The organism is Ancylobacter sp., from assembly GCF_965229075.1.
In the GTDB taxonomy this organism is placed as follows: Bacteria; Pseudomonadota; Alphaproteobacteria; order Rhizobiales; family Xanthobacteraceae; genus Ancylobacter.
On the sequence record NZ_CBDDIO010000002.1, the window covers coordinates 3,453,788 to 3,478,282 of the forward strand.

The following is a 24,495-nucleotide window of genomic DNA, read 5'->3' on the forward strand; positions in this document are numbered from 1 at the left end:
TCGGAGAAAATCAGGGAAGATAGCGGTAGCTTCCCTTCCTGGGCGGGGAGTGCGGTTGGGCCGGGGCTACCGCAGCATCATATTGAAAGTTCCGCCCTCAAAGCGGACTTTTCAGGACGATCCGGTGTGGTCAACCTTCTCATTTGTCTTGAGCGCGGTTTATAGATTTCGCAAAACACAAAGTATAACTTAGCGAATCTCAAGGAATCCGAACTCGACAGAGGTTTGAAGATCGGCCAGAATACCAAGCATGGATATGCGTTCCGGTGGCAAGCTAAACCGACTCCAGCAGGAACTCCCGGAAGGGCTCCTGGCCGATGCCGCCTGGATGGAGGCCCACGGCTATTCGTCCGCACTGCGCAGCCAGTATGTTCGCGCGGGCTGGCTCGATAGTCCGGCCCGGCGCGTCTATCGCCGGTCGCGCACGCCACTCACATGGCAGCAGGTGGCCGTCTCACTCCAGACGGTTCTGGACCTTCCGCTGACCGTTGGCGGGCGCACCGCGCTCGAACAGCAGGGTTACGCCCACTACCTTTCGACAGCCGTGCGCGAGGTTCACCTCTACGGGCCGAAGCGGCCGCCGACCTGGCTGGCGGACTTGCCGCTCGACGTGACCTTTCATTGGCACAACAGCCTGCGGCTGTTTCCCGGAGGCGCCGACGCACCGCCCGAGTCAAACCCGGTCATGGTCAGCGCCGGTGGTCTGACCTTACCTGTCCGCTATTCCAGCAAGGAGCGCGCCGTTCTCGAACTGCTCGACGAACTGCCCGAGCATGAGAGCTTTTATCAGGCCGACGCCTTGATGGAGGGGATGAGCGATCTGAGCCCACGCCGTTTGCAGGCCCTACTGGAGGCTTGCGCCAGCGTGAAGGTGAAGCGGCTTTTTCTCTACTTCGCCGACCGCCACCGCCATGCGTGGAGATCCCGGCTCGATGTATCCCGCGTCGATCTGGGTTCGGGCAAGCGCGTCCTCGCTAAAGGCGGGAAGCTCGATCCGCGCTACAACATCACCGTGCCGTCCGATCTTGGAGGTCCGTGAAGTTCATGGCCTTCCTGGACACATATCGGCAGCAGGTCGCCCTGCTCATTCGCGTCCTTCCTTTCGTGGCGGAGGAGCGGACTTTCGCGCTCAAGGGCGGCACCGCGATCAACCTGTTCGTGCGCGACATGCCGCGCCTCTCGGTGGACATCGACCTGACCTATCTGCCGGTCGAAGATCGGGCCGCATCGCTCGCGGCAATCAACGCCGCCATGCTGAGGATCAAGGAACGGATCGAGCGGGCGATCCCTGTTGCGCGCGTCAATGCTTCACGTTCCGCCGACGAGAATATCGTCACCAAGCTGATCGTTCGGGCGAACGGCGTGCAGATCAAGATCGAGGTGACGCCAGTGCTCCGTGGCGCGGTCTATGATCCCGTTGTAATGAGCGTGGTGCCCGTTGTCGAAGACGCCTTCGGCTTCGCCGAAATGCAGGTCGTGTCATTCGCCGACCTCTACGCGGGCAAGATCGTGGCGGCCTTCGACCGGCAGCATCCGCGCGACCTCTTCGACGTGCGTAGCCTCTTGGCAAACGAGGGCATCGGCGACGAGTTGCGCCGCGCCTTTCTGGTCTACGTCATCAGTCACAACCGTCCGATGGCCGAAGTTCTCGCCCCGACCCGCAAGCCGCTGGGCGAAGAGTTCGCGCGGGGCTTCGCCGGCATGACTCAGGAGCCTGTCGCGCTCGCGGCCCTTGAGGCCGCGCGGGTGGCGATCATCGCCGCGATGGTCGCCGACATGCCGGAAGATCACCGGCGCTTCCTTGCCGGCTTCAAGCGCGGCGAACCGGATTGGGCACTTCTCGCGATACCGGAGGCGCAGCATTTGCCCGCCGTCATGTGGAAACAGCGCAACCTCGCCCAGCTGCCCGATGCCAAACGGCGCGAACTGGTCGATGCATTGGAGCGCGTTCTCTTTCCCTGACCTCAATGCCATCGAAGGGGCGGGTCCTTCGTCGGTGCTGATGCTCAGTTATCCTCGAACGCCTGCTTTCCCTTCGCAACCCACAGCGCCAGCGCCTTGTCGCGCTCTTCGCTTCGGAGCTTGTCGGCCATCCAGAGCAGTGCGCCGTAGATCATGGCGCGATCATCGCCGGTCAGGTCCACGATCCCGGCCTTAACCACGAGGCCGCCGAGTTCGATCAGATGCCGCGTCCGCCTGCGACGCTCGACCTGCCAGGTGCGCATATCATTCCGCGCCCGCGCTCCCTGATGCCGGTTGCGCGCCGCCCGGTTGCGGTTGAGCGCCACCAACGTCGCGGTCAGACGCTGATGCAGTTCGGCGTGTCCGCCCCTGAAAGAACGCGGCGCCACGCTTCGCCCATGCCTCCCTCTTTCCGGCGTCCTTGGTTTCGGCCAGCACGATCAGCGCGCCCGCCAGTTCGTCGGCGGTCAGCGCGTCGGCTCCTGTGGAGATGACCAACTCGCCGAGTTGCTGCACTTTGCGGGCTTTCAAGTCCCGTGCCTTGTCTTCCAGCGATTTTAGTTCTGCATCGAAGTCCCGTGGTTTGCGCATCATCGTCTCCATAAGCTGTCGATGGAGCGATGATAGTTGAGCGCCTGCCGAAATGCTTTAAGGGTGACGGGACGGCCTGGAACGGCGCGATCAGTCCCGAGAAATTAGTTTCGAGGGCGCGCTTATACGTCGTTCCGACGTGCGCTTCGCCGTGCTGATGTTCGGATCGCGATGGCGATCTATCATCTTCACGTCAAGGTCATCGGCCGCAAGGCCGGCTCCAGTGCGGTGGCGTCCGCCGCCTACCGTTCGGCCTCAAGGCTGCGCGACGCGCGCATCGATCGCATCCAGGACTTCTCCGGCAAGCGCGGCGTCGTGCATTCCGAGGTGCTGCTGCCGGACGGGGCGCCCGAGGCGTGGAGCGACCGCGAGCGGCTGTGGAACGATGTCGAAGCCTTCGAACTGCGCAAGGACGCGCAGCTCGCCCGCGAGGTCGAGTTCGCCCTGCCGCGTGAGATGAGCGAGCGCCAAGGCATCGCGCTCGCCCGTGACTTCGTTGAGACGGAGTTTGTCGATCTCGGGATGGTCGCCGATCTCAATGTGCATTGGGATACTGGCGAGGACGGCATGGCCAAACCCCACGCCCATGTCATGCTCACCATGCGCTCGGTCGATGAGGAGGGCTTCGGCCCGAAGGTGCGGGAGTGGAACGCGACCCAGATGGTCGAGCGATGGCGCGAGCGCTGGGCCGCGCTCGCCAATGAGCGGCTGGCCGAGCTCGATATCGACGCGCGCATCGACCATCGCAGCCTGGAAGCGCAGGGCATCGCGCTGGAGCCGCAGAGCCAGATCGGCGCGCCCGCCCAGCGGATCGAAGGAGAGGGGATCGAGGTTGCGGATCGGGCGGAGGTTCATCGCGAGATCGCGCGCGGCAATGGTGCGCGGATCATCGCCGATCCGGTGCTGGCACTGGATGCCATCACCCACCAGCAATCGACCTTTACCCGGCGGGACATGGCTCGGTTCGCGCACCGCCACAGTGATGGCATGGAGCAGTTCAACGAGGTAATGGGCGCGATGGGCCGCGCCCCCAATCTCGTCGAGCTCGGCAAGGGCGGACGCGGCGAGGACCGCTTCACCACCCGCCAGATGATCGAGGCCGAGCAGCGCCTGCACAGGGCTGCCGAGCTGATGGTGGAGCGCGAGCGCAATGCGGTGAAAGATACCGAAAGGAACGCGGCGCTGGCGCGTGCTGAGCAACGCGGCCTTGCTCTCTCCGGCGAGCAGTCCGACGCGCTGGCACACATCACCGGCACCCGCGATCTTGGTATCGTCGTCGGTTATGCCGGAACGGGAAAGAGCGCCATGCTGGGCGTTGCGCGCGAGGCCTGGGAGGCGGCGGGCCTTAAGGTTCGCGGCGTCGCGCTGTCCGGCATCGCGGCGGAGAATCTGGAAAGCGGATCGGGCATCGCGTCCCGCACCATCGCCAGCCTCGAAGATGGCTGGAGCCAGGGCCGGGATCTGCTCACATCACGCGATGTTCTGGTGATCGACGAGGCCGGCATGATCGGCACGCGCCAGTTGGAACGCGTGCTCTCCCATGCCGCGGATGCTGGCGCCAAGATGGTACTGGTCGGCGATCCGCAGCAGCTGCAATCGATCGAGGCGGGCGCCGCCTTCCGCTCGCTTATTGAGCGTCATGGCGGTGCGGAGATAGGCGAGGTACGCCGCCAGCGCGCGGAGTGGCAGCGCGACGCCACGCGCGATCTGGCAACCGGCCGGATCGGTGATGCCATCCAGGCCTATGAGGGGAATGGCATGGTGCATGCCGCGCAAACGCGGGAACAGGCGCGCGGCCAGCTGATCGATCGCTGGGACCATGACCGGCAGACCGCGCCTGACCGCAGCCGCATCATCCTCACCCATACCAATGACGAGGTGCGCGCCCTCAACCAGGCCGCCCGCGAACGCATGCGGGAGGCCGGTGATCTCGGCGAGGAGGTGCGCGTCACCGTCGAGCGCGGCGCGCGTTCCTTCGCCCGCGGTGACCGTGTGATGTTCCTGCAGAACGAGCGCGGGCTCGGGGTGAAGAACGGCACGCTCGGCACCATCGAAGAGGTCAGCGCGCAGTCCATGTCCGTGCGTATTGATCATGGCCGATCCGTCGCCTTCGACTTGAAGGACTACGACCGCATCGACCATGGCTATGCCGCCACCATCCACAAGGCGCAGGGCATGACGGTCGACCGCACCCATGTGCTGGCCACGCCCGGCCTGGATGCCCATTCCAGCTATGTCGCCCTCTCGCGCCATCGGGACGGGATGCAGTTGCACTATGGCCGCGACGACTTCGCGGATGGGGACCGGCTGGCGCGCACCCTGTCGCGTGACCGGGCCAAGGACATGGCGTCGGACTACGAGCGGTCCGATCCGGCGCAGGACTATGCCGAGCGGCGCGGCATCACCTTCCGCCAGCGCGTCGTGGAGATGGTGCGCAGGGTCCCGGAGAAGCTGCGCGACCTCGTCGACACGCTCAGGCCGTCCGTGGATATGGCACGAGAAGCGCCAGCTGTGCGCGAGGAGCTAGGAAACAAAGTCAGGCCAATCACCCAGGAGCCTCCCGAGGATCCAGAGGCGGTGCTGCGGCAGGCGCGAACCCGCGCGCTTGTTCGGCATGCCCGTGCGTGGGACGCGATCCTCTCTACGGCCGATGCGACCGGCCAAGGGACGCCCGAGCAGCTGCGCGAGCTCACAGATGCCCGCAAGGCCTTTGAGGCGGTGCGGCCTCATGGCTGGCGCGATGCCGAGGCGGCCTATGAGAAGAACCCGGAGCTGGTGCACGAGGCGGCCGACGGCAAGCTCAATCGCACCATCCGCGCCCTCCAGCTTGAAACGGAAATCCGTACCGATCCGGAGCGCCGTGCCGATCGCTTCGTCGACCGCTGGCAGAAGTTGGACCGGCAGCACCAGCGTCAGTACGCGCAAGGCGACTACGCCGGCTACAAGTCCACCCGCCTTCAGATGGGCGACATGGCGCGGAGCCTTGAGCGCGACCCGCAGCTCGAATCCCTGCTCGCCAACCGCAAGAAGGAACTCGGCATCAGCTTTGAGACCGGCCGCAGCCTCGGCCGTGAGCTCGCCCGCAGCCACGGTATCGACTTCGACCGCAGCCGTGGCCTCGGTCTCTAAACCCGTCCGATGTGCCGCCGTCGCTTCGCCACGTTCCACCGGTGCCGATCATCCTCTTGCCGGCCGACAATCCCACGCCTTGTCTGGAGCAGGCGCCCTCAGGCGCATCCAGCAGGAGGCCGCACCGCCATGCAGACACCAGAGCGTATCATTCGCCTGAAAACCGTGCTCGCCCGCACTGGCCTGTCCCGGTCCACCATCTACCGCAAGATCGCCGAGGGCACCTTCCCCGCCCAGCTCAGGATCAGCACCAACGGCGCCGGCTGGCGGGAGTCCGACATCAACCGGTGGGTTGCCGATCCCCCGCGGTGGCGGGTGGGGATCGAGGCTCCTTTTGACGATATGCGTTAGCTTGCATAGCCCTGGTCCGAACCGCGCCTCACTCTGGCCATTCAACCACTGGCTTCGTCAACCGCTGAGAGCCCGGTGGCCCAACCGAACCAATCCAAGAAAGATTATTCGTTTCCATGAGGCCTGGGGACACTCCAAATCTGCTTTGCGTGATCGAAGAGCGCCTTGCCGCGGGTGGCAATCTCTTCCTCGTTCCATCCCGGCTTTTTCACGAAGTCCTTGGTGAGCATCATGATCGATTGATCCTCGAATTCCTGCCGTTTGGTCTCGAATGCAAGATTGCTGACCCCGCTGTTGAAGGATTGTGTGACCAGGGTGAGGTTGCCGAGCGTCTGCTTGAGCCGGTTCCGCTTCACGATCCGGCCGACGGCGCTCTCGTCTTCGAGCACCGCGAATATCGCCTGGGTATGCTCCGCGTCGGTGGGCTGAAGCTCGCCGAGCATCGGCCAGTGCGTCCGCCAGGACTGCGGCAGGATGTGTTCGACGGTAAGCGTATCGGGGAGCGACTGGTGTTCCTGCTTCTTGCCGCGCTTGGCGAGTTCGATCTCCGAAAGCAGCGTGCGCACCCTGGCGGAGCCAAGCGTGTTATAGAGCGGCTTTGAGAGGATCGCGTTTTCGAACTCGGCATCTTGCGGGAAACGCCCGCTCTCCGATGTCAGCCCGAGCAGGTAGGCGCGTAGGTTGTCGTAGGACCAACCCTTCTTCTCCAGATCGCCTATCACGCTCAGGAACAGGTTGTTGTAGTTCTTGCCCGTGAGGCCGCACACGGCGCGGCGCACGATCAGCGAAAGGAGGAGATCAAGAGATTTCTGCTTATCCTCCTCACCCATGTCGCTGGCCCACAAGCGCAGCAGCAGCGGGTTGATGGTCGTGACATCCCACGCCCGCAGCCGCGCCGAGAAGATCGCCAGCGGTGAGCCCGACGTGCGCTCGATGATTTCGCGGTAGATCTTACCGTATTTTTCGAGGTCCTGAATCTCGGCCTGCACGCTTGCGTAGCGCGGCACCGTGCTGATACGCGCCGGTCTGAGGAAGGATTTATATTCTGAGAACAGCTTGGAGATCGTCACTTCGCCGGCAATTTTGCCGGCGATGAAGTTGGCGAGGAAGAACTCGATGCGCTGCTTCTTATAGCGGCCCTGCTTCTCCATCTGGCTCCAGAAGGAATGCTCGAACGGCTTCCAGTGCTTTTTGAACAGCACTTCCGCGTCCTCGCCGCGTGCGTCTGCGCGCTGAAAAATGTTGTTGCGTACTAGATCAGCTGCGAGAAGCGGTTCGCCGCGGTCGTTGAGGGTCTCGAAGATGACCTGCGCGTCGTCTCCTTCATCGAGCACGATCTCGACGACCTTGAATTCTTCGAGCAGCGATTGCCAGATAGCGTCGAGCTTCAGCTCCTTCGGAATGGTATCTTCGCTCGCTTGTGCGGCCACTTCATCTTCTGTGTCCGGCGCCTCGACCAAGTCGTCGTGCAGATCGTCGGTTTCGACCGAGTGTTTGATTCGGTCGTAAAAATAGCCATACGCCCGAAGCATCGACGGGGTGGAGCTGTATTCCTTGACCTGGTCGCGCTGCGCTTTCGCGTACCAGTGGCCCGCATACGCATTCTTGAGCGCTGCGCGATCTTCGGAGGCGACGATGTCCACGAAGAGCTGGCGGTTCGATTGCGTTGGCCAGACTTTGTAGATCTCAACTTCCGCGTCTTCCATCAGGTGCGGATCACTGTTGAGCACATAGCGCGTGATGTTGCCGACCGTGGTTTGGTGGCCGATTGCCTGCGCGTAGTGACGCGCGGCGGTGAGAAAGAGCTGAAACGTCGTGAGGCGCTGCTGCCCATCCACCACCTGAAAGGACGGCACCTGCTTGACCGAGGGCTTGGCCCGACTTTCCAGCACGACCGCGCCCATAAAATGGGAAAAGCGCCGCTCACGTCCGGCAAGGCGCTCAATGGCCTTTGTGCGGATATCCTGCCAGAACGGCTCCCACTGCTTCTCCCGGTTCCAGACATAGTGGCGCTGGTAGATCGGGACGCAATAGCGGTTCCTGTTCTGCAGCAATGTCCCGATTTCAACAGGTCCCGCTTTCATTCATCACCCAAGTGCAGAGTCGATCTGAGCATACTCTAAAGGGTAATGCAGGAAGCGTCACCGCTCCGTCGATTGCCGAAAGGGGGGGGCGGGCTGGCTCGTCGAGCCTGGTATGGTCGGGGCAGTTTGGGGACCGCCTAGCGCGATCTGGCGCGCCATACGCTGATGCGGGCGCATAGTCGACCAGCGTCGCTTCGTCCAGCGATGCTGGTTCTGAAAACCCGTAACTGGCCCTGAAAAACTTCACTCGTTTGGCAACATGTATGAAAAATGTGTCTTGACGGCTTTGATTGCGCCTCGGCCCTCTCATTGATCAGCGGTAGGCCCAGTCTGTGGCCGTCGCTGGCGAACCGATTGAAACTTTAAAGGCCTGTTCTGCGGGCGGGCCGTGGCGCGGGCTTCCGCAATAGCTGCTTCACGAAGCCGATCCAACTCGTCCGCCCACCACTGCATCATCAACACACGTTCGTCCCAATGCTCGCCGCGGGTATAAGCCCGGCGCACATTATTGCCTTCAGCATGGGCGAGTTGCCGCTCAATCGCATCGGGATGCCAGCGTCGGCTCTCATTGGCGAGCGTGGCAAACGCTGCCCGAAAACCGTGGGAGGTCATCTCCTCCGCCCCTATATCCAAACGTCGTAGAGCGAAGTTCAAGGTGTTCTCGCTCATCGGCTTCCTCACGGAGACGGTCGCCGGAAACACGAAGGGACTGATCCCGCTTCGGGTGACGTTGCGCAACTCCAGCAAGGTGGCCACTGCCTGTAAGGGGAGGGGGGTGCGGTGTGGTCGGCGCATCTTGGTTCGGCAGGCTGGAACGATCCAGACACCCGCTTCAAGGTCAATCTCGTCCCATGTGGCTGCGCGGAGTTCGCCGGGACGGAGCGCCAGCAGGGCGAGCAGCTTCAGGCCTGCTACCGTCGTTTCCTGACCCTTCGTCCAACCATAGATGGCCGCCATAAGCTCGCCCAGCCGCTTCGGGCGTGTGATGGCGGCCCGGTGCTTAGTCCTGGGTGCGATAAGCGCACCTCGCAGATCGGCCGTCACATCCCGTTCTGCGCGGCTGGTTGCGATCGCATATCGGAAGACCTGACCGATGATGCTGCGGGAGCGGCGAGCGGTCTCGTAGTGACCCTTGACCTCTACGGCCCGCAGGACGGCAAGAGTCTCTGGCGGTGTGATTTCCGCGATGGGGCGGTTGCGAAGAGGGGCTGCGATTTCCTCCAGCAGCCAGTGCGCTTTCAGGAGGGTGGCCTCGGCTCGCCCTTCCTTGGTCATCTTGTCGATGAACTCCGTCGCAATGACCCCGAAGGTGCTTGTTGCTGCCGCGACAGACGCCGCGACGGCGGCCTTGTTGGCTCGTTTGTTGGCTCCGGGGTCTACCCCCGAGGCCAACAACCTCTTGGCCTCGTCCCGAAGCCGCCGCGCATCGGCCAGCGAAATGAGCGGATAGGGCCCATGGGTGAGTTTCTTCTGTTTGCCCGCGAATCTGTAGGCCTGCTGCCAGACCCGGGCGCCGTTGGGCTTCACGAAGAGATAGAGGCCGCCACCGTCGGAAAGTTTGTATTCGCCTTCCCGGCCTTTGGCCGTCCGGCACGCTGCATCTGACAAGGCCATGTTCGCCCTCCCTGCTGATCGCTGGGATCACGAAAACACAGGCTGCAGGCCAACAACAAGGCCAACAAATTCGGGGGATGGGGTGGCTCTGGCTGATCCTGGCTGGGACAACGAGCGGAGGCTGGAGAAGAAATTATCCAGCAAATTCAAGGGTTAGTAAGGCGATCTGGGGAAGGCTGAGCCGCCCCGGAAACGGGGGAGTGGCTCCCTGAGCAGGACTCGAACCTGCGACCATTCGATTAACAGTCGAACGCTCTACCAACTGAGCTATCAGGGACCGGGGACGCCGTGGCGTCTCGGAGGCCGGCGATATAGCAATGCGGGATGGGTTTGTGAACCCCTTCCATCCCGCAGCATGTGGATATCCTCAGGCGCTGAGGCGTTCCTGCTGCCCGGCGAACTGCAGCTGATGGAAGGTGAAGTAGCGTCCACGCTTGGTCACGAGCTCGTCATGGCGCCCGCTTTCGACCACGCGGCCCTTCTCGATCACGCAAATCTTGTCGGCGTTGATCACCGTCTGCAGGCGATGGGCGATGACCAGCGTGGTGCGGTTGCGCTGCAATTCGTTGAGCGCCTTCTGCACTTCGGCCTCGGATTCGCTGTCGAGCGCGGCGGTGGCCTCGTCGAGCAGCAGAATCGGCGCGTCCTTGAGGAAGGCGCGGGCAATGGCGATGCGCTGGCGCTGGCCACCCGAGAGCTGCGTGCCGCGCTCGCCGACGCGGCTGTCATAGCCGCCCTCGAATCCCATGATGAAGTCATGCGCGTGGGCCGAGCGGGCGGCGGCGATGATCTCTTCCTCGGTGGCGCCGGGGCGGCCGGCAGCGATGTTCTCGCGCACCGTGCCCGTGAACAGGAACACGTCCTGGCTGACGAAGCCGATGGATTTGCGCAGCGAGTGGCGCGTCACGCTGTCGATGTTCTGGCCGTCAATGGTGATGACGCCGGATTCGACCTCATAGAAGCGCTCCAGCAGGTTCATCACCGTGCTCTTGCCGCCGCCCGAGGGGCCGACCAGCGCGGTGGTCTGGCCGGGTTCGGCAACGAAGCTGAGGCCGCGCAGCACCGGCTCGCCCTCGCGATAGCTGAACACCACCTCGTCGAACACGACGCCGCCGCCCTTGATCGCGAGCTCCGGCGTGCCCGGCGCATCGGCTTCAGTCGCCGGCCGGTCGAGGATGGCGAACAGCATGCGCGCACCCATGAGATGGGTGGTGAGATCGATGTTGAGGCGGGCAAGACGCTTGGCCGGCTCGTAGCAGAGCAGCAGCGCGGTGATGACGGAGAAGAACTCGCCCGGCGTGCGCCCGCCATGCAGAACGCCCCAGCCGGCATACATGACGACGAGGCCGATGGCGACGCCGCCGAGCGCTTCCATCAGCGGGCCGGACTGCGACTGCGCCCGCATCATGCGGTTCGAGGCCTTCTCCATCTTGTCGATGCGCTCGAAGATCCGCTCGCGCTGCACATCCTCAAGCGTGAAGGACTTGATGGTGCGGATGCCCTGGAAGGCGTCGATCGACTCCGTCATGATCTGGATCGCGCTGTGGAATTCGCGACTGAAGATTTTCTGCACCTTGCGGATCAGCGACCGAACGCCGCCGATCGCGATCGGCATCACCACGAAGCCGATCATCGCCATGAACGGATCCTGGATGATCATCACCAAGGTGAGGCCGATGACCGAGAGCAGGTCGCGCCCCAGGCTCGTGATGATGAGATTCAGCACGTTGCGCGCGGCCTGCGCGCCGGTGTTGAACCGCATCATGATCTCGGCGGTGTGACTGCCGGAAAAATAGGTCACGTCCTGCATCAGCAGGCGGTCGAGCACCCGCTTCTGATTGTCGGCGACGATGCGATTGCCGACCTTGGCCAATGCCACCGCCTGCCCATAGGCGGAAAATCCCTTGATGACCGACAGCGCGACCACAGCCCCGGAGAGAATCCAGATCGCGTTGGAATTCTGCTCGACGAAGATGCGGTTGATCACGTCGCCCATGAGATAGGCGAGGCCCGAGGTCGTGCCGGCCATGATGCCCATGAAGAGGAAGGAGATGGCGTATCCCTTCCAGTGGCGCCGCCCGTCCTGAATGAACAGCCGGCTGACCGTGTCACGCGTCTCCGCGCTGATAATGTTGCGGAACGCATTTGCCATCTTCGGAGGCAGCATCGTCGAGAATCCTCTGCACGGGCCCGGCCGGATCGGGCGTCGCCCTTCGCTCCGCCTCTCCTGTGACGGAGCGCGGATCATCAACGACGATCATGGCTTGTTGTCAAACCCATGACGGCGGCTGCGCCGGCGACCGATAAGGCGGTGACGACACCCGCCGCCGGCGCTTTTTTCAACGCCGGCGGCGGGTGCGTGAACTGGAGGCCACGCCCGGAATCGAACCGGGGTGCACGGATTTGCAGTCCGCTGCGTAACCACTCCGCCACGTGGCCCGACCCAGGCTACCCATAAGGCGCCTGACAGGGCCGGCGCGGCTCATAACAGAGCTCGGGCCGATGAGCAACGCACGAGGGGGCAGAAGATGGGGATGATCGATGCGGGCAAGCGCCGTGAAGAGGAGCGCGTTCCGCCCCGTGAAGCGGCATTCCGCCGCGCCATCGCACGCGCCTCTGGCGCCCGCGGGCGGGATCCGGGCCCCTAAGCGCGGGTCGTGAGTGCGACGTGACTGCACGCTGGCATGCCAGGCTGGAAATCTTCGAGGCTGGGCGCCGAGAAGGCTTGCAATGACGGCGCCGCTGCCGCAATTCTGACGCCGTTCGCTCGCGCCTTTTGGGTGCGCGCTCGTCGCGCGACCCGCGCGCGGCCTTGCCTGTCTGCTTTCGAGGTTGTCGCCGAATGATCGATTTCGCCGAACTGCGCCGCGCCATGGTGGACGCCCAGGTGCGTGCCAACGACGTCACCGACCTGCGCATCGTCGCCGCCATGCTGGAGACGCCGCGCGAGCGCTTTGTTCCGGCCAGCCTGCGCAACTTCGCCTATATCGATGACGACGTGCTGGTGAAGGAGGGCGCGCCGGCGCGCTACCTGATGGAGCCGATGGTGCTGGCCAAGCTGCTGCAGGCGGCCGAGATCGGCCCGGACGCGCTGGTGCTCGATGTCGGTGCGGCGAGCGGCTATTCCACCGCGGTGCTGGCCAAGCTCGCGGGTCAGGTGGTGGCGCTGGAGGAAGATGCCGACCTCGCCGCGCAGGGCTCCTCGCTGCTGGTCGAGCTCGGCCTGCTCAATGCCGCCTATGTGCAGGGGCCGATGGCCGCCGGATGGCCCGGCGAGGCGCCCTATGACGTGATCCTGGTCAATGGCGGCGTGGATGAGACCCCCGAATCGCTGCTCGCTCAGCTGAAGCCCGGTGGACGCCTCGTCGCCGTCGTCGGGCGTGGCCGCGCCGGCAGGGCAACGGTGTACACTCATACCTCCGGCGGCATTGGTTCGCGCGTGGTGTTCGACGCCGCCGTGCCGACCCTGCCGGGCTTCGAGGCGCGCCCGGGCTTTGTGTTCTAAAGGTTTTCAGCACCCCTGTGGCTCATCTGCCGCGTGTGCGACGAAATCGTTCGCCGCACCAAACCGAGCGGTTCACAGTCCATCTTCGAGCACCTATCCTGCGTTCACGTCAGTAACAGAGTGAGAGAGTCGCCCGGGGGCAGGTGATTCCCATCAGATTAGCGTTCGCAGAGGTTGGACATGTGGCTGTCGGCTACCGGGGGTAAGGTCGTCGCGTGGGCGGCGGTCGCGTTTGTCGTTGGCATTTCGGTGCCGGCAACGGCTCAGACCCTCGATCAGGCGCTTGTGGCGGCCTATCGCAACAATCCCACACTGAACTCGCAGCGCGCCGCCACCCGCGCGACCGACGAGTATGTGCCGATCGCCCTGTCCGGCTATCGCCCCCAGATCTTCGGCACCGCTTATGCCGGAGCGCAATGGGCCGAGACCCGGGTCGATCCCGGCAGCGTGACGCCGGGGACGGGTTCGCTCTCCGTCGCCAAGACCTATCCCACGGGCGTGGGCATCACCATCAGTCAGACCATCTATAATGGCCTGAAGACCGCCAATTCGGTGCGCAGCGCCGAATCGCAGGTGCGCGGTCAGCGCGAATTGCTGCGCAATACCGAGCAACTCGTGCTGCTCGATGCCGCCACCGCCTATATGAACGTGCTGCAGAACGCGGCGCTGGTGGAACTGCAGAAGCAGAATCTCGAAGCGCTGAAGGAAGAGCTTCGCGCCGCGCGCGACCGCTTCTCGGTCGGCGAGATCACCCGCACCGACGTCGCCCAGGCGGAAGCCAGCGTCGCCAATGCGCAGAGCGAACTCGCGCTCGCCGAATCGAACCTCAACACGGCCAATGCCGTGTTCTACCAGGTGATCGGCCTGCGCCCGACCAAGCTGAGCCCCGGCCGGCCGATCGATCGCCTGCTGCCCAAGAGCGAGAAAGCCGCCGTCGAATCCGGCATCACCAGCCACCCGGCGGTGAAGTCGGCCGAGTTCGCCGTCGATGCCGGCGTGTCGAATGTGAAGGTGGCCGAGGCGGCCCTGTCGCCGACGCTCACCCTCAATGGCGCGGCCTCGTCCGACTATAACAGCACTCTGAATATCGAGCGCCAGACCTCGGCCTCGGCGACGCTGAACCTCACCGTGCCGATCTACCAGGGCGGTGGCGAGTACGCGACGATCCGGCAGGCCAAGGAAACGCTCGGCCAGCTGCGGATCGAAGTGGACGTAAACCGCGAGCAGGTGCGCGCCAATGCGGTGCAGTACTGGGGCTCGCTGGAAGCGGCGAAGGCGGCCATCGAATCGGCGCAGGCGTCGGTTGCGGCCAACGAGATCGCGCTGCGCGGCGTGCGTGAGGAATGGCGTGTTGGTCAGCGCACCACGCTCGACGTGCTGAACGCGCAGACGGCGCTGTTCAACGCCCGGGCCAGCCTCGTCATCGCCCAGCGCGACCGCGTGGTCGCCTCCTACGCCGTTCTCTCGGCGTCGGGCCGTCTCAGCGCCACCACGCTGGGCCTCAAGGTTCCGGTCTACAACCCGCAGGTCCACTACGATCAGGTCCGCGACGCCTGGATCGGCGTGCGCACGCCCGGCGGGCAGTAAGCGCCTACGCTGCCGCCGAGGGCCTTCACCGGCCGCCTCGGCGGTGATGAAGGCGAGAGGCGGCTTGCAGTGGGCGGGAACGCCGTTAACCTTAGATTGCGAACCTTGTTCATCCTCTCGGGTTGCATCTTGGCGTGCCGCCCCCGGCGGTCCAGACTTCATGAAGTGTTAACGGGTTGAAACGTGCGCTTCGGCCGAGCGCCTCAGCCCCGGGATCGGAAAACAGCGCATGCCGAATGCGAGAGGCAGTGAGCCGTCGATGGAGGAGATCCTGGCCTCCATCCGCCGCATCATTTCCGACGAGGTGGCCGGCGAGCCGGCGACCGCGCGCAATGAGGCGTCGCGTTCCGGGCGCGAGGCGCCGGCCGCCCGCGCGGCTTCGCCGACCCGTGAGGCCGCGCCGCGCCCCGCCGCTCCCGTTCCGCCGCGCCCGCAGGCGGCTCCGGCCGATGCGGAAGCCCTGTCCTATGCGCCGCCTCCATTTCGCGAGCGAGTCGAAAGCCCGGTGGATTATGCCCCGCGCGGGCGGGCGCCTGCTGCCGATCCCTTTGCCTCGCGCCCGGTGACCGTTGCGGCGGCCGCGCTGGCGGCCGCGCCGTTCTCGCCGCCCTCGGTTGTGAGCCGCGCGCCCGCGGCGGCGGTCTATTCCGGCGGTTCCGCTGCCCGGGCGCTGGACGTGCCGGCCCCCGCGCCGGTGGCGAGCGAGAGCCGCCCGCCCGAACCGCGCCGCACCGAGCCACGGCTGTTCCCCGATTCCCGGCCCATGCCCGATCTGCGGCCCTTGCCTGAGGTGCGCCCGCGTAGCGAGCCGCGTCTGGTCGAGCCGCGTAGCCCGGTGCCGGCGGCGGAATCGCGCGCGGCGATCGCACCCGCTGCGCCCCGGCCGGCACCGCCCCCTGCCGTGGCGGCGTCCGCTGCCGCCAGCATGGGCGCGCTGCCGCCCTTGCGCCCCTCCTATTCCCGCCCGTCAATGGTCAAGCCGCCGGCGCCGCTGGACAGCGATCTCGACAAGCCGCTGGCGGCGGCGCTGCTCGATCTTGCGCTGGTGGAGCAGGCCGTTCAGGCCGAACTGGCGAATGTGGCGCTCACCGAGCCGGTGGCCCCGACGGAGCGTGCGGCTCCGCCGGCCGCGCGCGCCCCCGAAGCGACGCCCGCCCTTTCCGCGCCCGCCAGGGTGGAGTCGGTGCGGGCCTCTTATGTGCCGGCACCCTCCGTCGCCGCTGAGGCTGAGGCACCCGCGCCGGTGACCGTGGCGCCGACTCCGGTGGGGCCGTCTTCGGTCGCTCCGTCGAGCCCAATGGCCTTCACCGCCGAGCCTGAAGCGATGACTGCCGGGCCCGCCACCCCGGTGGCCGACGCGGCGGCGCCGGTCGTCGAGTCGCATCCGGTGGCCGAGCCGAGCGAATTGCCGGTGCGGGCGCCTCTCACACCTGCCGAGCCCGCTTCCGTGGAGCCGACCCGCGACACGCGGCCGCGCAGCGCTGCGCCGATGAACGAGCCACCCGCGCCGCGCGCTGCCGAACCGCGTCCGTTTGAGGCTCGTCCCCAGGAAGCACGTCCGCAGGAGTCCCGCTCTTACGAGCCCCGCTCCTACGAGCCGCGTGCTTATGAGGGGCGCGCCTTTGAGGGCCGGTCTTATGAGCCTCGCCCTTCCGAGCCGCGCATTGTCGACAGCAACGGGGCCGAGGCCCGGCGCAGCGAGACTTCGCCAGCGGAAGGCCGGCCGGCGGAAGCCCGCCCGGTCACCGGCAGCCGGCCGGCGCCGTCGACGGAAACCGCCGAGGCCGTGCGCGAGCGTCTGGTGTCGGGGCCGGCGAGCAGCGCGGTGTCTGCCGCCTTCAGCTCCCTGCAGCGCACCATGAGCAGCCTGCCGCCGCGTTCGATCGACGATCTCGTCACCGACGCGTTGCGGCCGATGCTCAAGGAGTGGCTCGACGAGAACCTGCCGGCCTTGGTCGAGCGGCTGGTGCGGGCGGAAATCGAGCGCGTCGCCCGTCACGGGCAATAGGCCGGGCACAATCGGCCCGATTCCGGGCTTTGCATCGCGCATTGCCTCTCGCGAGTTGACTTGAGGCATCCGCTCCGCTTTCTCTCGCGCCTGTTCAATTGAGGTGCCGGAGCCAACATGCTCGACAACAGGTTCGATCCCGCCGCCGTCGAAGACCGCATCTACCAGGGCTGGGTGGAGGCGGGCGCCTTCAAGGCCGGGCGTCCGGAGCGGGCAGGGGCCGAGCCCTATTGCATCGTCATTCCGCCGCCCAACGTCACCGGCTCGCTCCATATGGGGCACGCGCTCAACAACACGCTGCAGGACATTCTCTGCCGCTTCGAGCGCATGCGCGGAAAGGACGTGTTGTGGCAGGTCGGCACTGACCATGCCGGCATCGCCACCCAGATGGTGGTCGAACGCCAGCTCGCCGAGCGGCAGCTGCCCGGCCGCCGCGACATGGGCCGCGCCGCCTTCGTCGAACGCATCTGGGCGTGGAAGGAAGAATCCGGCGGCACCATCATCAACCAGCTGAAGAAGCTGGGCGCCTCCTGCGACTGGTCGCGCGAACGCTTCACCATGGATGAGGGCCTGTCCCGCGCCGTCCTCAAGGTGTTCGTGCGGCTCTACAAGGAAGGGCTGATCTACAAGGACAAGCGGCTGGTGAACTGGGACCCGAAGTTCCAGTCCGCCATTTCCGATCTCGAAGTGCTGCAGGTGGAGGTGAAGGGCCATCTCTGGCATCTGCGCTATCCCTTGGCCGATGGCGTGACCTATCAGCACCCCATCGCCTTCGACGAGAACAACCAGCCTTACGAGTTCGAGACGCGCGACTACATCGTCGTCGCCACCACGCGCCCCGAGACCATGCTGGGCGACACGGCGGTCGCGGTGCATCCGGATGATCCGCGCTATCAGGGCCTCGTCGCCGCGGGCGCCAAGGTGCGCCTGCCGCTGGTCGGTCGGCTGATCCCCATCGTGGCGGACGAGTATTCCGACCCGACCAAGGGCACGGGCGCGGTGAAGATCACCCCGGCGCACGACTTCAACGATTTCGAGGTCGGCCGTCGGCACACCCTGCCGATGATTAATGTGCTCGACGCCGAGGCGCGCATCACGCTGGCCGGAAATGAGGATTTCCTCGCCGGGACCGAGCCGGGCGCCGAGCTCGACGCGGCGCTGGCCCTCGACGGTCTCTCGCGCGAGGCGGCGCGCAAGGCCATCGTCGCGCTGCTGGAAGAGCGCGGTGTGCTCGACCGGATCGAGCCGCACACGCACATGGTGCCGCATGGCGACCGCTCCAATGTCGTCATCGAGCCGTGGCTGACCGACCAGTGGTATGTCGACGCCCACACACTCGCCCAGCCGGCGCTCGCCGCCGTGCGCGAGGGGCGGACGAACTTCGTGCCGAAGAACTGGGAGAAGACCTATTTCGAGTGGCTGGAGAACATCCAGCCCTGGTGCGTGTCGCGCCAGCTGTGGTGGGGCCACCAGATCCCCGCTTGGTACGGTCCGGACGGCTCCGTCTTCGTCGAGGAGACGGAAGAGGCGGCCGTTGCCGCCGCGCTCGCCCATTGCGTGCAGAACGGCATCATCACCGACGCCGAGGCGCAGGAACTTGCCGCCGACCCGGAAAAGCGCGCGGCGCTGATCACCCGCGACGAGGACGTGCTCGACACCTGGTTCTCCTCCGCCCTGTGGCCGTTCTCCACGCTCGGCTGGCCGGACGAGAGCGCGGAGGTCGCGCGCTTCTACCCGACCACGGTGCTGATCACCGGCTTCGACATCATCTTCTTCTGGGTCGCCCGGATGATGATGATGGGCCTGCACTTCATGCCCGACGTGCCGTTTAGGGATGTCTACATCCACGCGCTCGTCCGCGACGAGAAGGGCGCCAAGATGTCGAAGTCCAAGGGCAACGTCATCGACCCGCTCGATCTCGTGGGCAAGTACGGCGCCGACGCGCTGCGCTTCACACTGGCGGCGATGGCGGCGCAGGGGCGCGACATCAAGCTCGCCACCTCGCGCGTCGAGGGCTACCGCAATTTCGCGACCAAGCTGTGGAACGCCGCCCGCTTCGCCGAGATGAACGGGTGTGGGCGCGATCCCGCCTTCGTGCCGCGCAACGCCGAATCCCGACTCAACCGCTGGATTCTGTCCGAGCTGCAGAAGGCCGGGACCGAAATCACCCAGGCGCTGGAAGCCTACAAGTTCAACGAAGCAGCCGGAGCGGCCTATCGCTTCGTCTGGAACATCTTCTGCGACTGGTATCTCGAACTCGCCAAGCCGGTGTTCAACGGCAATGGCGGCTGGAAGGCCGAAACGCGGGCCACCACCGCCTTCGTGCTCGACGAAATCCTCAAGCTGCTCCACCCGTTCATGCCCTTCCTCACCGAGGAACTGTGGGCGCGCACGGCCGAGACCGGCGCTCCGCGCGCCAGCCTGCTCACGCTGGCCGAATGGCCGGTGCTGACCGGCCTGGAAGCGCCCGAGGCCGAGGCGGAGATCGGCTGGCTGGTCGATCTCATCACCGAAATCCGCTCCGTCCGCGCCGAGATGAACGTGCCGGCGGGGGCGCAGATTCCGCTGGTGCTGGTCGGCGTGCCGGAAGAGGTGCGGGCGCGCGTGGTGGTGTGGCTCGACACGCTGACGCGCCTTGCCCGCCTGTCCGGCATCACCTTCGAGGCGGAAGCCCCGGCGGGCTCGGTGCAGATCGTGGTGCGTGGCGAGACGGCGGCGCTGCCGCTTGTGGGCATCATCGACATGGACGCGGAAGCCGCGCGCCTCGCCAAGGAGCTGGCCAAGGCGCGGGACGATATCGCGAAGGTCGATGCCAAGCTTGGCAACGCCGATTTCATCAAACGTGCACCCGAGGAAGTTATCGAGGAGCAGCGCGAGCGCCGCGAGGCGGCGTCGGAGCGCGCCGCCAAGATCGGTGAGGCTTTGACCCGGCTCGGCCGCGCCGGCTGAGGCCGGGCGACCGGGCCGCGGCGGCGGGGCAGGGGATCGGCATGCCGTTCATCGAATCGTTCGAGCCGGGGGACTTCGCCTCGACGATCATCAGCCTGGTGGTGGCCTTCGCCATGGGCACGGCGATCGGCGCCGAGCGGCAATACCGCCAGCGCACCGCCGGCCTGCGTACCAATGTGCTGGTGGCGCTGGGCGCAGCCCAGTTCGTCGACATGGCGATGCATCTCTCCGGGCCGGACGGCGCGGTGCGGGTGGTCGCCTATGTCGTCTCCGGCATCGGCTTTCTCGGCGCCGGCGTCATCATGAAGGAAGGCACCAATATTCGCGGCCTGAACACGGCGGCGACCCTGTGGTGCTCGGCGGCGGTGGGGGCCTGTGCGGGCGCCGACCTCATCGCCCAGTCCGTGCTGCTGACCGGCTTCGTGCTCGCCGGCAACACATTGCTGCGTCCGCTGGTGGGGGCGCTGGAGCGTCTGCCGCGCAATGAGGAATCGACCGAAGCGACCTATGGGGTCAGTCTCATCGTGCCAGCGGCGCGCGCGGCCGACCTGCGCAGCAAAGTGTCGGCCGTGCTGGAGGCGGCGAAGTTTCCCGTCGAAGAGGTGGAAATGCAGGATCGCCCCGACGGCAGCAGCGAATTGCGGGCCACCCTGGTCAATACCTCGGTGCGGGTGGCAGAGCTCGACGCCGCCGTCGCCCGGCTGCGGCATCTGCCGGGGGTGATATCCGCCGACTGGACACGCTCCGCCGCCGACTGAGCCGGGCGCGGACGGTGCGTCAGCCCTGCGGCGGTGCGGCGGCGGCCCGTGCCGATTCCAGCAGCTTGTCCATGCGGTCGAGTTCCGCCCGCAGCCGCTCGATCACGTCGGCGGCTTCCGAGAGTTCATCCTCGACCTTGTCGCGGCGGAACTGGTCGAGATTGGCCGCCATCGCCCGCAGGCGCTCCACGATATTGCCGCTCGACACGCTGCTCTCCCTTGTGTTTTCAAAGGCTTAACGCGCACCGTCGGCGCCCCGGGCCGGCGGTTGGCCGCCGCGTTTTTGTGACTGACCGGCAACAGTGTCACGCATTCGCAACCATAACGGAAGGCCATGCGGCCGACGCCGCGAAGCCGCCACAAACCGGCACGAAATCCGACGGATAGACGGGGGATAAAGGTGCCGGATGCGGTGCCGAGATAAAGAGCCCCCGCGCCGGGATGCGTGAAGAAAATGGACGTCAGGACGATCATCGACAAGCGGAACCTGCCGAGCCGCCATGTGACGGAAGGCCCGGCGCGTGCGCCGCATCGGTCCTATCTCTACGCCATGGGCCTGACCCGCGAGCAGATTCACCAGCCGCTGGTCGGCGTCGCCTCGTGCTGGAACGAGGCCGCGCCCTGTAACATCTCGTTGATGCGTCAGGCGCAGGCGGTGAAGAAGGGCGTGGCAAGTGCCAATGGCACCCCGCGCGAATTCTGCACCATCACCGTCACCGATGGCATCGCCATGGGCCACGACGGCATGAAGGCCTCGCTGGCCTCGCGCGAGGTCATCGCCGACTCGGTCGAGCTCACCATTCGCGGCCATTCCTATGACGCGCTGGTCGGCCTGGCGGGTTGCGACAAGTCGCTGCCGGGCATGATGATGGCAATGCTGCGCCTCAATGTGCCGTCGATCTTCATCTATGGCGGCTCGATCCTGCCGGGCTCCTTCCGCGGCCAGCCGGTCACCGTGCAGGACATGTTCGAGGCGGTCGGCAAGCACTCGGTCGGGCTGATGTCCGACGATGACCTCGACGAGCTGGAGCAGGTCGCGTGCCCCTCGGCCGGCGCCTGCGGCGCGCAGTTCACCGCCAACACCATGGCGACCGTCTCCGAGGCGATCGGCCTCGCGCTGCCCTATTCGGCCGGCGCGCCGGCGCCTTACGAGATCCGCGACCGGTTCTGCATGGCGGCCGGCGAGCAGATCATGGATCTCGTCGCCCGCAACATCCGCCCGCGCGACATCGTCACGCTGAAGGCGCTGGAGAACGCGGCCACCGTCGTCGCCGCCTCGGGCGGGTCTACCAATGCCGCGCTGCACCTGCCGGCCATGGCGCATGAAGCCGGCATCAAGTTCGACCTGTTCGACGTGGCCGAAATCTTCAAGCGCACGCCCTATATCGCCGATCTCAAGCCCGGCGGGCGCTATGTCGCCAAGGACATGTTCGAGGCCGGCGGCATTCCGCTGCTGATGAAGACGCTGCTGGAGCATGGCTTCCTGCATGGCGACTGCCTCACCGTGACCGGCCGCACCATCGCCGAGAACCTCGCCTCGGTGAAGTGGAACCCGCATCAGGACGTGGTGCGCCCGGCCAATGACCCGATCACCGCCACGGGCGGCGTGGTCGGCCTGCAGGGCAATCTCGCGCCCGAAGGCGCCATCGTGAAGGTGGCGGGCCTTAAGAACCAGAAATTCACCGGCCCGGCCCGCTGCTTCGACGGCGAGGAAGCCTGCTTCGAGGCGGTGACGCAGCGCGCCTATAAGGAAGGCGACGTGCTGGTCATCCGCTATGAGGGGCCGAAGGGTGGTCCCGGCATGCGGGAAATGCTGTCGACCACCGCCGCCCTTTACGGGCAGGGGGCGGGCGACAAGGTGGCGCTGATCACCGATGGGCGCTTTTCCGGCGCGACGCGCGGCTTCTGCATCGGCCATGTCGGGCCGGAAGCGGCAGTCGGCGGCCCGATCGGGCTCATCCGCGACGGCGACATCATCACTATCGACGCGATCGAGGGCACGCTTGACGTGGCGCTTTCGGACGAGGAACTCGCCGCCCGTCGGGCGGAGTGGAAGCCGCGTCCGTCGCCCGTAGGCTCGGGGGCCATCTGGAAGTTCGCGCAGGCCGTGGGACCCGCCCGTGATGGCGCGGTCACTCACCCCGGCGGCGCGGCCGAGACGGCATGCTATGCGGATATCTGATCTCACGGGCGCTCGCCCGCTCCCCCTCCCGCGTACCGCGCTTGTCTGCGCGGCGCTGCTGGCCGCGCTGCTGGCCGCACCGACCTCACATGCCTTCGACGGCACGCCCGGTGCGGACGCGCCCGCCGCAGCGACGCCCGGCAAGCCGCGCACTATCGAGGAATCCGTGCGCTTCGGCGCGCAGGCGTTGCGCTCCGGCCAGACCGAGAAGGGCATCGATTCCCTGCGCTATGCCGCCGAACAGGGCCATGCCGGCGCGCAGTGGAAGCTCGGCCGCATGTATGCGGAAGGTGAGGGCGTCGAGCGCAACGACATCAAGGCGTTCGAATATTTCAGCCAGATCGCCAACATGCACGCCGACGACAACCCGGCGACGCCAGAAGCGCGCTTCGTGGCGGATGCCTTCGTGGCGCTCAGCGCCTATTATCTCGTCGGCATCCCCAACACCAAGGTGCGCCGCGACGCCACGCGGGCGCGCGACATGTTCGCCTATGCCGCCTCCTATTTCGGCGATCCCGGCGCGCAGTACCATCTGGCGCGGCTCTATATCGATGGCGACGGCGTCGACCGCGACCCGCGCTTCGCCGCGCGCTGGCTGGGGCTGGCGGCGCAGAAGGGCCAGTATCAGGCACAGGCGGCGCTCGGCGGGCTGCTGTTTAAGGGCGATGACGGCATTCCGCGCCAGGCGGCGCGCGGCCTGATGTGGCTCACCCTCGCCCGTGATGCCGCCGCCGGCCCGCAGGACAAGTGGGTGGTGGACCTCTATGAGGACGCCTTCGCCAATGCGAGCTCGGACGAGCGCGCCATGGCGCTGGTCTATCTCGAACAGTACATGAAGACGGCGCGCTGAGGCGCCTCGCTCAGACCCTGCCTATCGTCCAACGTCATCCCGGACGGCCATCGGCCGATCCGGAATCGTTAGGGGCGGAGAGCGATCCCGGCTCTCGCTGCGCTCGGCCGGGATGACGTAAACCCTAACCTGCCAGCTCCTAAAATGTGAGCTCCGCCCAGACAGGCACATGGTCGGAGGGCTTCTCCCAGCCGCGCACATGCTTGTCGATGCCCACCGCCTTCAGCCGGTCGGTGGCCTGCGGCGACAGCAGCAGATGGTCGATGCGGATGCCGTTGTTCCGCTGCCAGGCGCCGGCCTGATAGTCCCAGAAGCTGTAGAGCCCGGCGTCCTGCGTGGTGGCGCGCAGCGCGTCGGTCATGCCGAGATTGAGGATTTCCCGGAACGCCGCCCGCGTCTGCGGCAGGAAAAGCGCGTCCTGCGTCCAGGCTTCGGGATGGGCGGCGTCTTCCGGTTCGGGGATCACATTGTAGTCGCCGCACACGACCAGCGGCTCCTCGAAGGTCAGCCTTGCCGCGATATGCGCCTTCAGCCGCTGCATCCATGAGAGCTTGTAGGGATATTTCTCCGTGCCCACCGGATTGCCATTGGGCAGGTAGATGCCGCATACGCGCAGCGAGCCTTCCGGGGTCGAGACCACCACCTCGATGAAGCGCGACTGCACGTCCGCCTCATCGCCCGGCAGGCCGGCCGTCACTTCGTCGAAGGGCAGGCGGGAGAGGACGGCGACACCGTTGAAGCCCTTCTGGCCATGCACCGCGACATTGTAGCCCAGCGCCTCGAACGCCTCGCGCGGGAACGCCTCGTCGGCGCATTTCAGCTCCTGCAGGCACACCACGTCCGGGCGGGTTTCGGTGAGCCACGCCACGGCGTGCTCCTGGCGTTGCCGGATCGAATTGACGTTCCAGGTGGCGATGCGCATCGG

18 protein-coding genes and 2 tRNA genes are annotated in these 24,495 nt (G+C 66.0%); 11 read left to right on the forward strand and 9 right to left on the reverse strand.

From position 1 onward, the window contains the following. Positions 1–250: 250 nt before the first annotated feature. Both ACO07Z_RS22040 and ACO07Z_RS22045 read left to right on the forward strand, forming a co-directional pair. Positions 251–1,039, forward strand: a complete 789-nt coding sequence (locus ACO07Z_RS22040; protein WP_421700657.1) for a type IV toxin-antitoxin system AbiEi family antitoxin domain-containing protein — start codon at positions 251–253, stop codon at positions 1,037–1,039. Between the two features lie 5 nt (positions 1,040–1,044). Continuing rightward, a complete protein-coding gene (locus ACO07Z_RS22045; RefSeq protein WP_421700658.1) occupies positions 1,045–1,962 on the forward strand; it encodes a nucleotidyl transferase AbiEii/AbiGii toxin family protein in 918 nt (305 codons plus the stop codon). Positions 1,963–2,006: 44 nt separating this feature from the next. Here the strand turns inward: ACO07Z_RS22045 and ACO07Z_RS22050 are convergent, their stop codons facing one another. Then, positions 2,007–2,225: a conjugal transfer protein TraD gene (locus ACO07Z_RS22050; RefSeq protein ID WP_421700659.1), complete on the reverse strand. Its 219-nt coding sequence runs from the start codon at positions 2,223–2,225 to the stop codon at positions 2,007–2,009. 1 nt (position 2,226) lies between these two features. Then, positions 2,227–2,553, reverse strand: coding sequence for a conjugal transfer protein TraD (locus ACO07Z_RS22055; RefSeq protein ID WP_237356838.1), 327 nt, complete (start codon positions 2,551–2,553; stop codon positions 2,227–2,229). A 171-nt stretch (positions 2,554–2,724) separates the two neighbouring features. On the opposite strand from ACO07Z_RS22055, the gene traA reads away from it, so the two are divergent. Next, positions 2,725–5,682, forward strand: a complete 2,958-nt coding sequence (traA, locus tag ACO07Z_RS22060) for a Ti-type conjugative transfer relaxase TraA (RefSeq protein ID WP_421700660.1) — start codon at positions 2,725–2,727, stop codon at positions 5,680–5,682. 129 nt (positions 5,683–5,811) lie between these two features. Further along, positions 5,812–6,033 carry a helix-turn-helix transcriptional regulator gene (locus tag ACO07Z_RS22065; RefSeq protein WP_421700661.1) on the forward strand — a complete coding sequence of 74 codons (222 nt, stop codon included), beginning with the start codon at positions 5,812–5,814 and terminating at the stop codon, positions 6,031–6,033. A 104-nt stretch (positions 6,034–6,137) separates the two neighbouring features. Here the strand turns inward: ACO07Z_RS22065 and ACO07Z_RS22070 are convergent, their stop codons facing one another. From ACO07Z_RS22070 to ACO07Z_RS22090, 5 genes are all read right to left on the reverse strand, one after another. Further along, a complete protein-coding gene (locus tag ACO07Z_RS22070; protein ID WP_421700662.1) occupies positions 6,138–8,117 on the reverse strand; it encodes a DUF262 domain-containing protein in 1,980 nt (659 codons plus the stop codon). A gap of 306 nt (positions 8,118–8,423) precedes the next feature. Beyond that, positions 8,424–9,731: a tyrosine-type recombinase/integrase gene (locus ACO07Z_RS22075; RefSeq protein WP_421700663.1), complete on the reverse strand. Its 1,308-nt coding sequence runs from the start codon at positions 9,729–9,731 to the stop codon at positions 8,424–8,426. A gap of 201 nt (positions 9,732–9,932) precedes the next feature. Continuing rightward, positions 9,933–10,008 (reverse strand) — tRNA-Asn (locus ACO07Z_RS22080). 90 nt (positions 10,009–10,098) lie between these two features. Further along, complete coding sequence (locus ACO07Z_RS22085; protein ID WP_421700664.1) at positions 10,099–11,898, reverse strand: ABC transporter ATP-binding protein; 1,800 nt, start codon at positions 11,896–11,898, stop codon at positions 10,099–10,101. Between the two features lie 198 nt (positions 11,899–12,096). Beyond that, positions 12,097–12,170: transfer RNA gene (locus ACO07Z_RS22090), tRNA-Cys, on the reverse strand. A 403-nt stretch (positions 12,171–12,573) separates the two neighbouring features. On the opposite strand from ACO07Z_RS22090, the gene ACO07Z_RS22095 reads away from it, so the two are divergent. The 5 genes from ACO07Z_RS22095 (at position 12,574) to ACO07Z_RS22115 (ending at position 20,538) form a co-directional block, all read left to right on the forward strand. Further along, on the forward strand, positions 12,574–13,236 hold the full coding sequence (locus ACO07Z_RS22095) for a protein-L-isoaspartate O-methyltransferase family protein (protein ID WP_421700665.1): 663 nt from the start codon (positions 12,574–12,576) through the stop codon (positions 13,234–13,236). A gap of 180 nt (positions 13,237–13,416) precedes the next feature. Then, positions 13,417–14,823, forward strand: a complete 1,407-nt coding sequence (locus tag ACO07Z_RS22100) for a TolC family outer membrane protein (protein ID WP_421700666.1) — start codon at positions 13,417–13,419, stop codon at positions 14,821–14,823. 259 nt (positions 14,824–15,082) lie between these two features. Then, positions 15,083–16,831: a DUF2497 domain-containing protein gene (locus tag ACO07Z_RS22105; protein WP_421700667.1), complete on the forward strand. Its 1,749-nt coding sequence runs from the start codon at positions 15,083–15,085 to the stop codon at positions 16,829–16,831. Between the two features lie 117 nt (positions 16,832–16,948). Then, entirely contained in the window at positions 16,949–19,780 is a 2,832-nt protein-coding gene (locus ACO07Z_RS22110; RefSeq protein WP_421700668.1) for a valine--tRNA ligase, read from the forward strand. Between the two features lie 41 nt (positions 19,781–19,821). Continuing rightward, positions 19,822–20,538, forward strand: a complete 717-nt coding sequence (locus ACO07Z_RS22115; protein ID WP_421700669.1) for an MgtC/SapB family protein — start codon at positions 19,822–19,824, stop codon at positions 20,536–20,538. A gap of 19 nt (positions 20,539–20,557) precedes the next feature. On the opposite strand, the gene ACO07Z_RS22120 is transcribed toward ACO07Z_RS22115, so the two are convergent. Then, the gene (locus ACO07Z_RS22120) at positions 20,558–20,746 is read right to left on the reverse strand and encodes a hypothetical protein (RefSeq protein WP_421700670.1); all 189 of its coding nucleotides are present in this window, start codon (positions 20,744–20,746) and stop codon (positions 20,558–20,560) included. Positions 20,747–20,992: 246 nt separating this feature from the next. Here ACO07Z_RS22120 and ilvD point away from each other — a divergent pair, with 246 nt between their 5' ends. Both ilvD and ACO07Z_RS22130 read left to right on the forward strand, forming a co-directional pair. Further along, entirely contained in the window at positions 20,993–22,720 is a 1,728-nt protein-coding gene (ilvD, locus tag ACO07Z_RS22125; RefSeq protein ID WP_421700671.1) for a dihydroxy-acid dehydratase, read from the forward strand. After that, positions 22,707–23,570 carry a tetratricopeptide repeat protein gene (locus ACO07Z_RS22130; RefSeq protein ID WP_421700672.1) on the forward strand — a complete coding sequence of 288 codons (864 nt, stop codon included), beginning with the start codon at positions 22,707–22,709 and terminating at the stop codon, positions 23,568–23,570. Before ilvD ends, ACO07Z_RS22130 begins: the two co-directional genes overlap by 14 nt. 139 nt (positions 23,571–23,709) lie before the next feature. On the opposite strand, the gene xth is transcribed toward ACO07Z_RS22130, so the two are convergent. Then, a complete protein-coding gene (xth, locus tag ACO07Z_RS22135) occupies positions 23,710–24,492 on the reverse strand; it encodes an exodeoxyribonuclease III (RefSeq protein ID WP_421700673.1) in 783 nt (260 codons plus the stop codon). Positions 24,493–24,495: the final 3 nt, after the last annotated feature.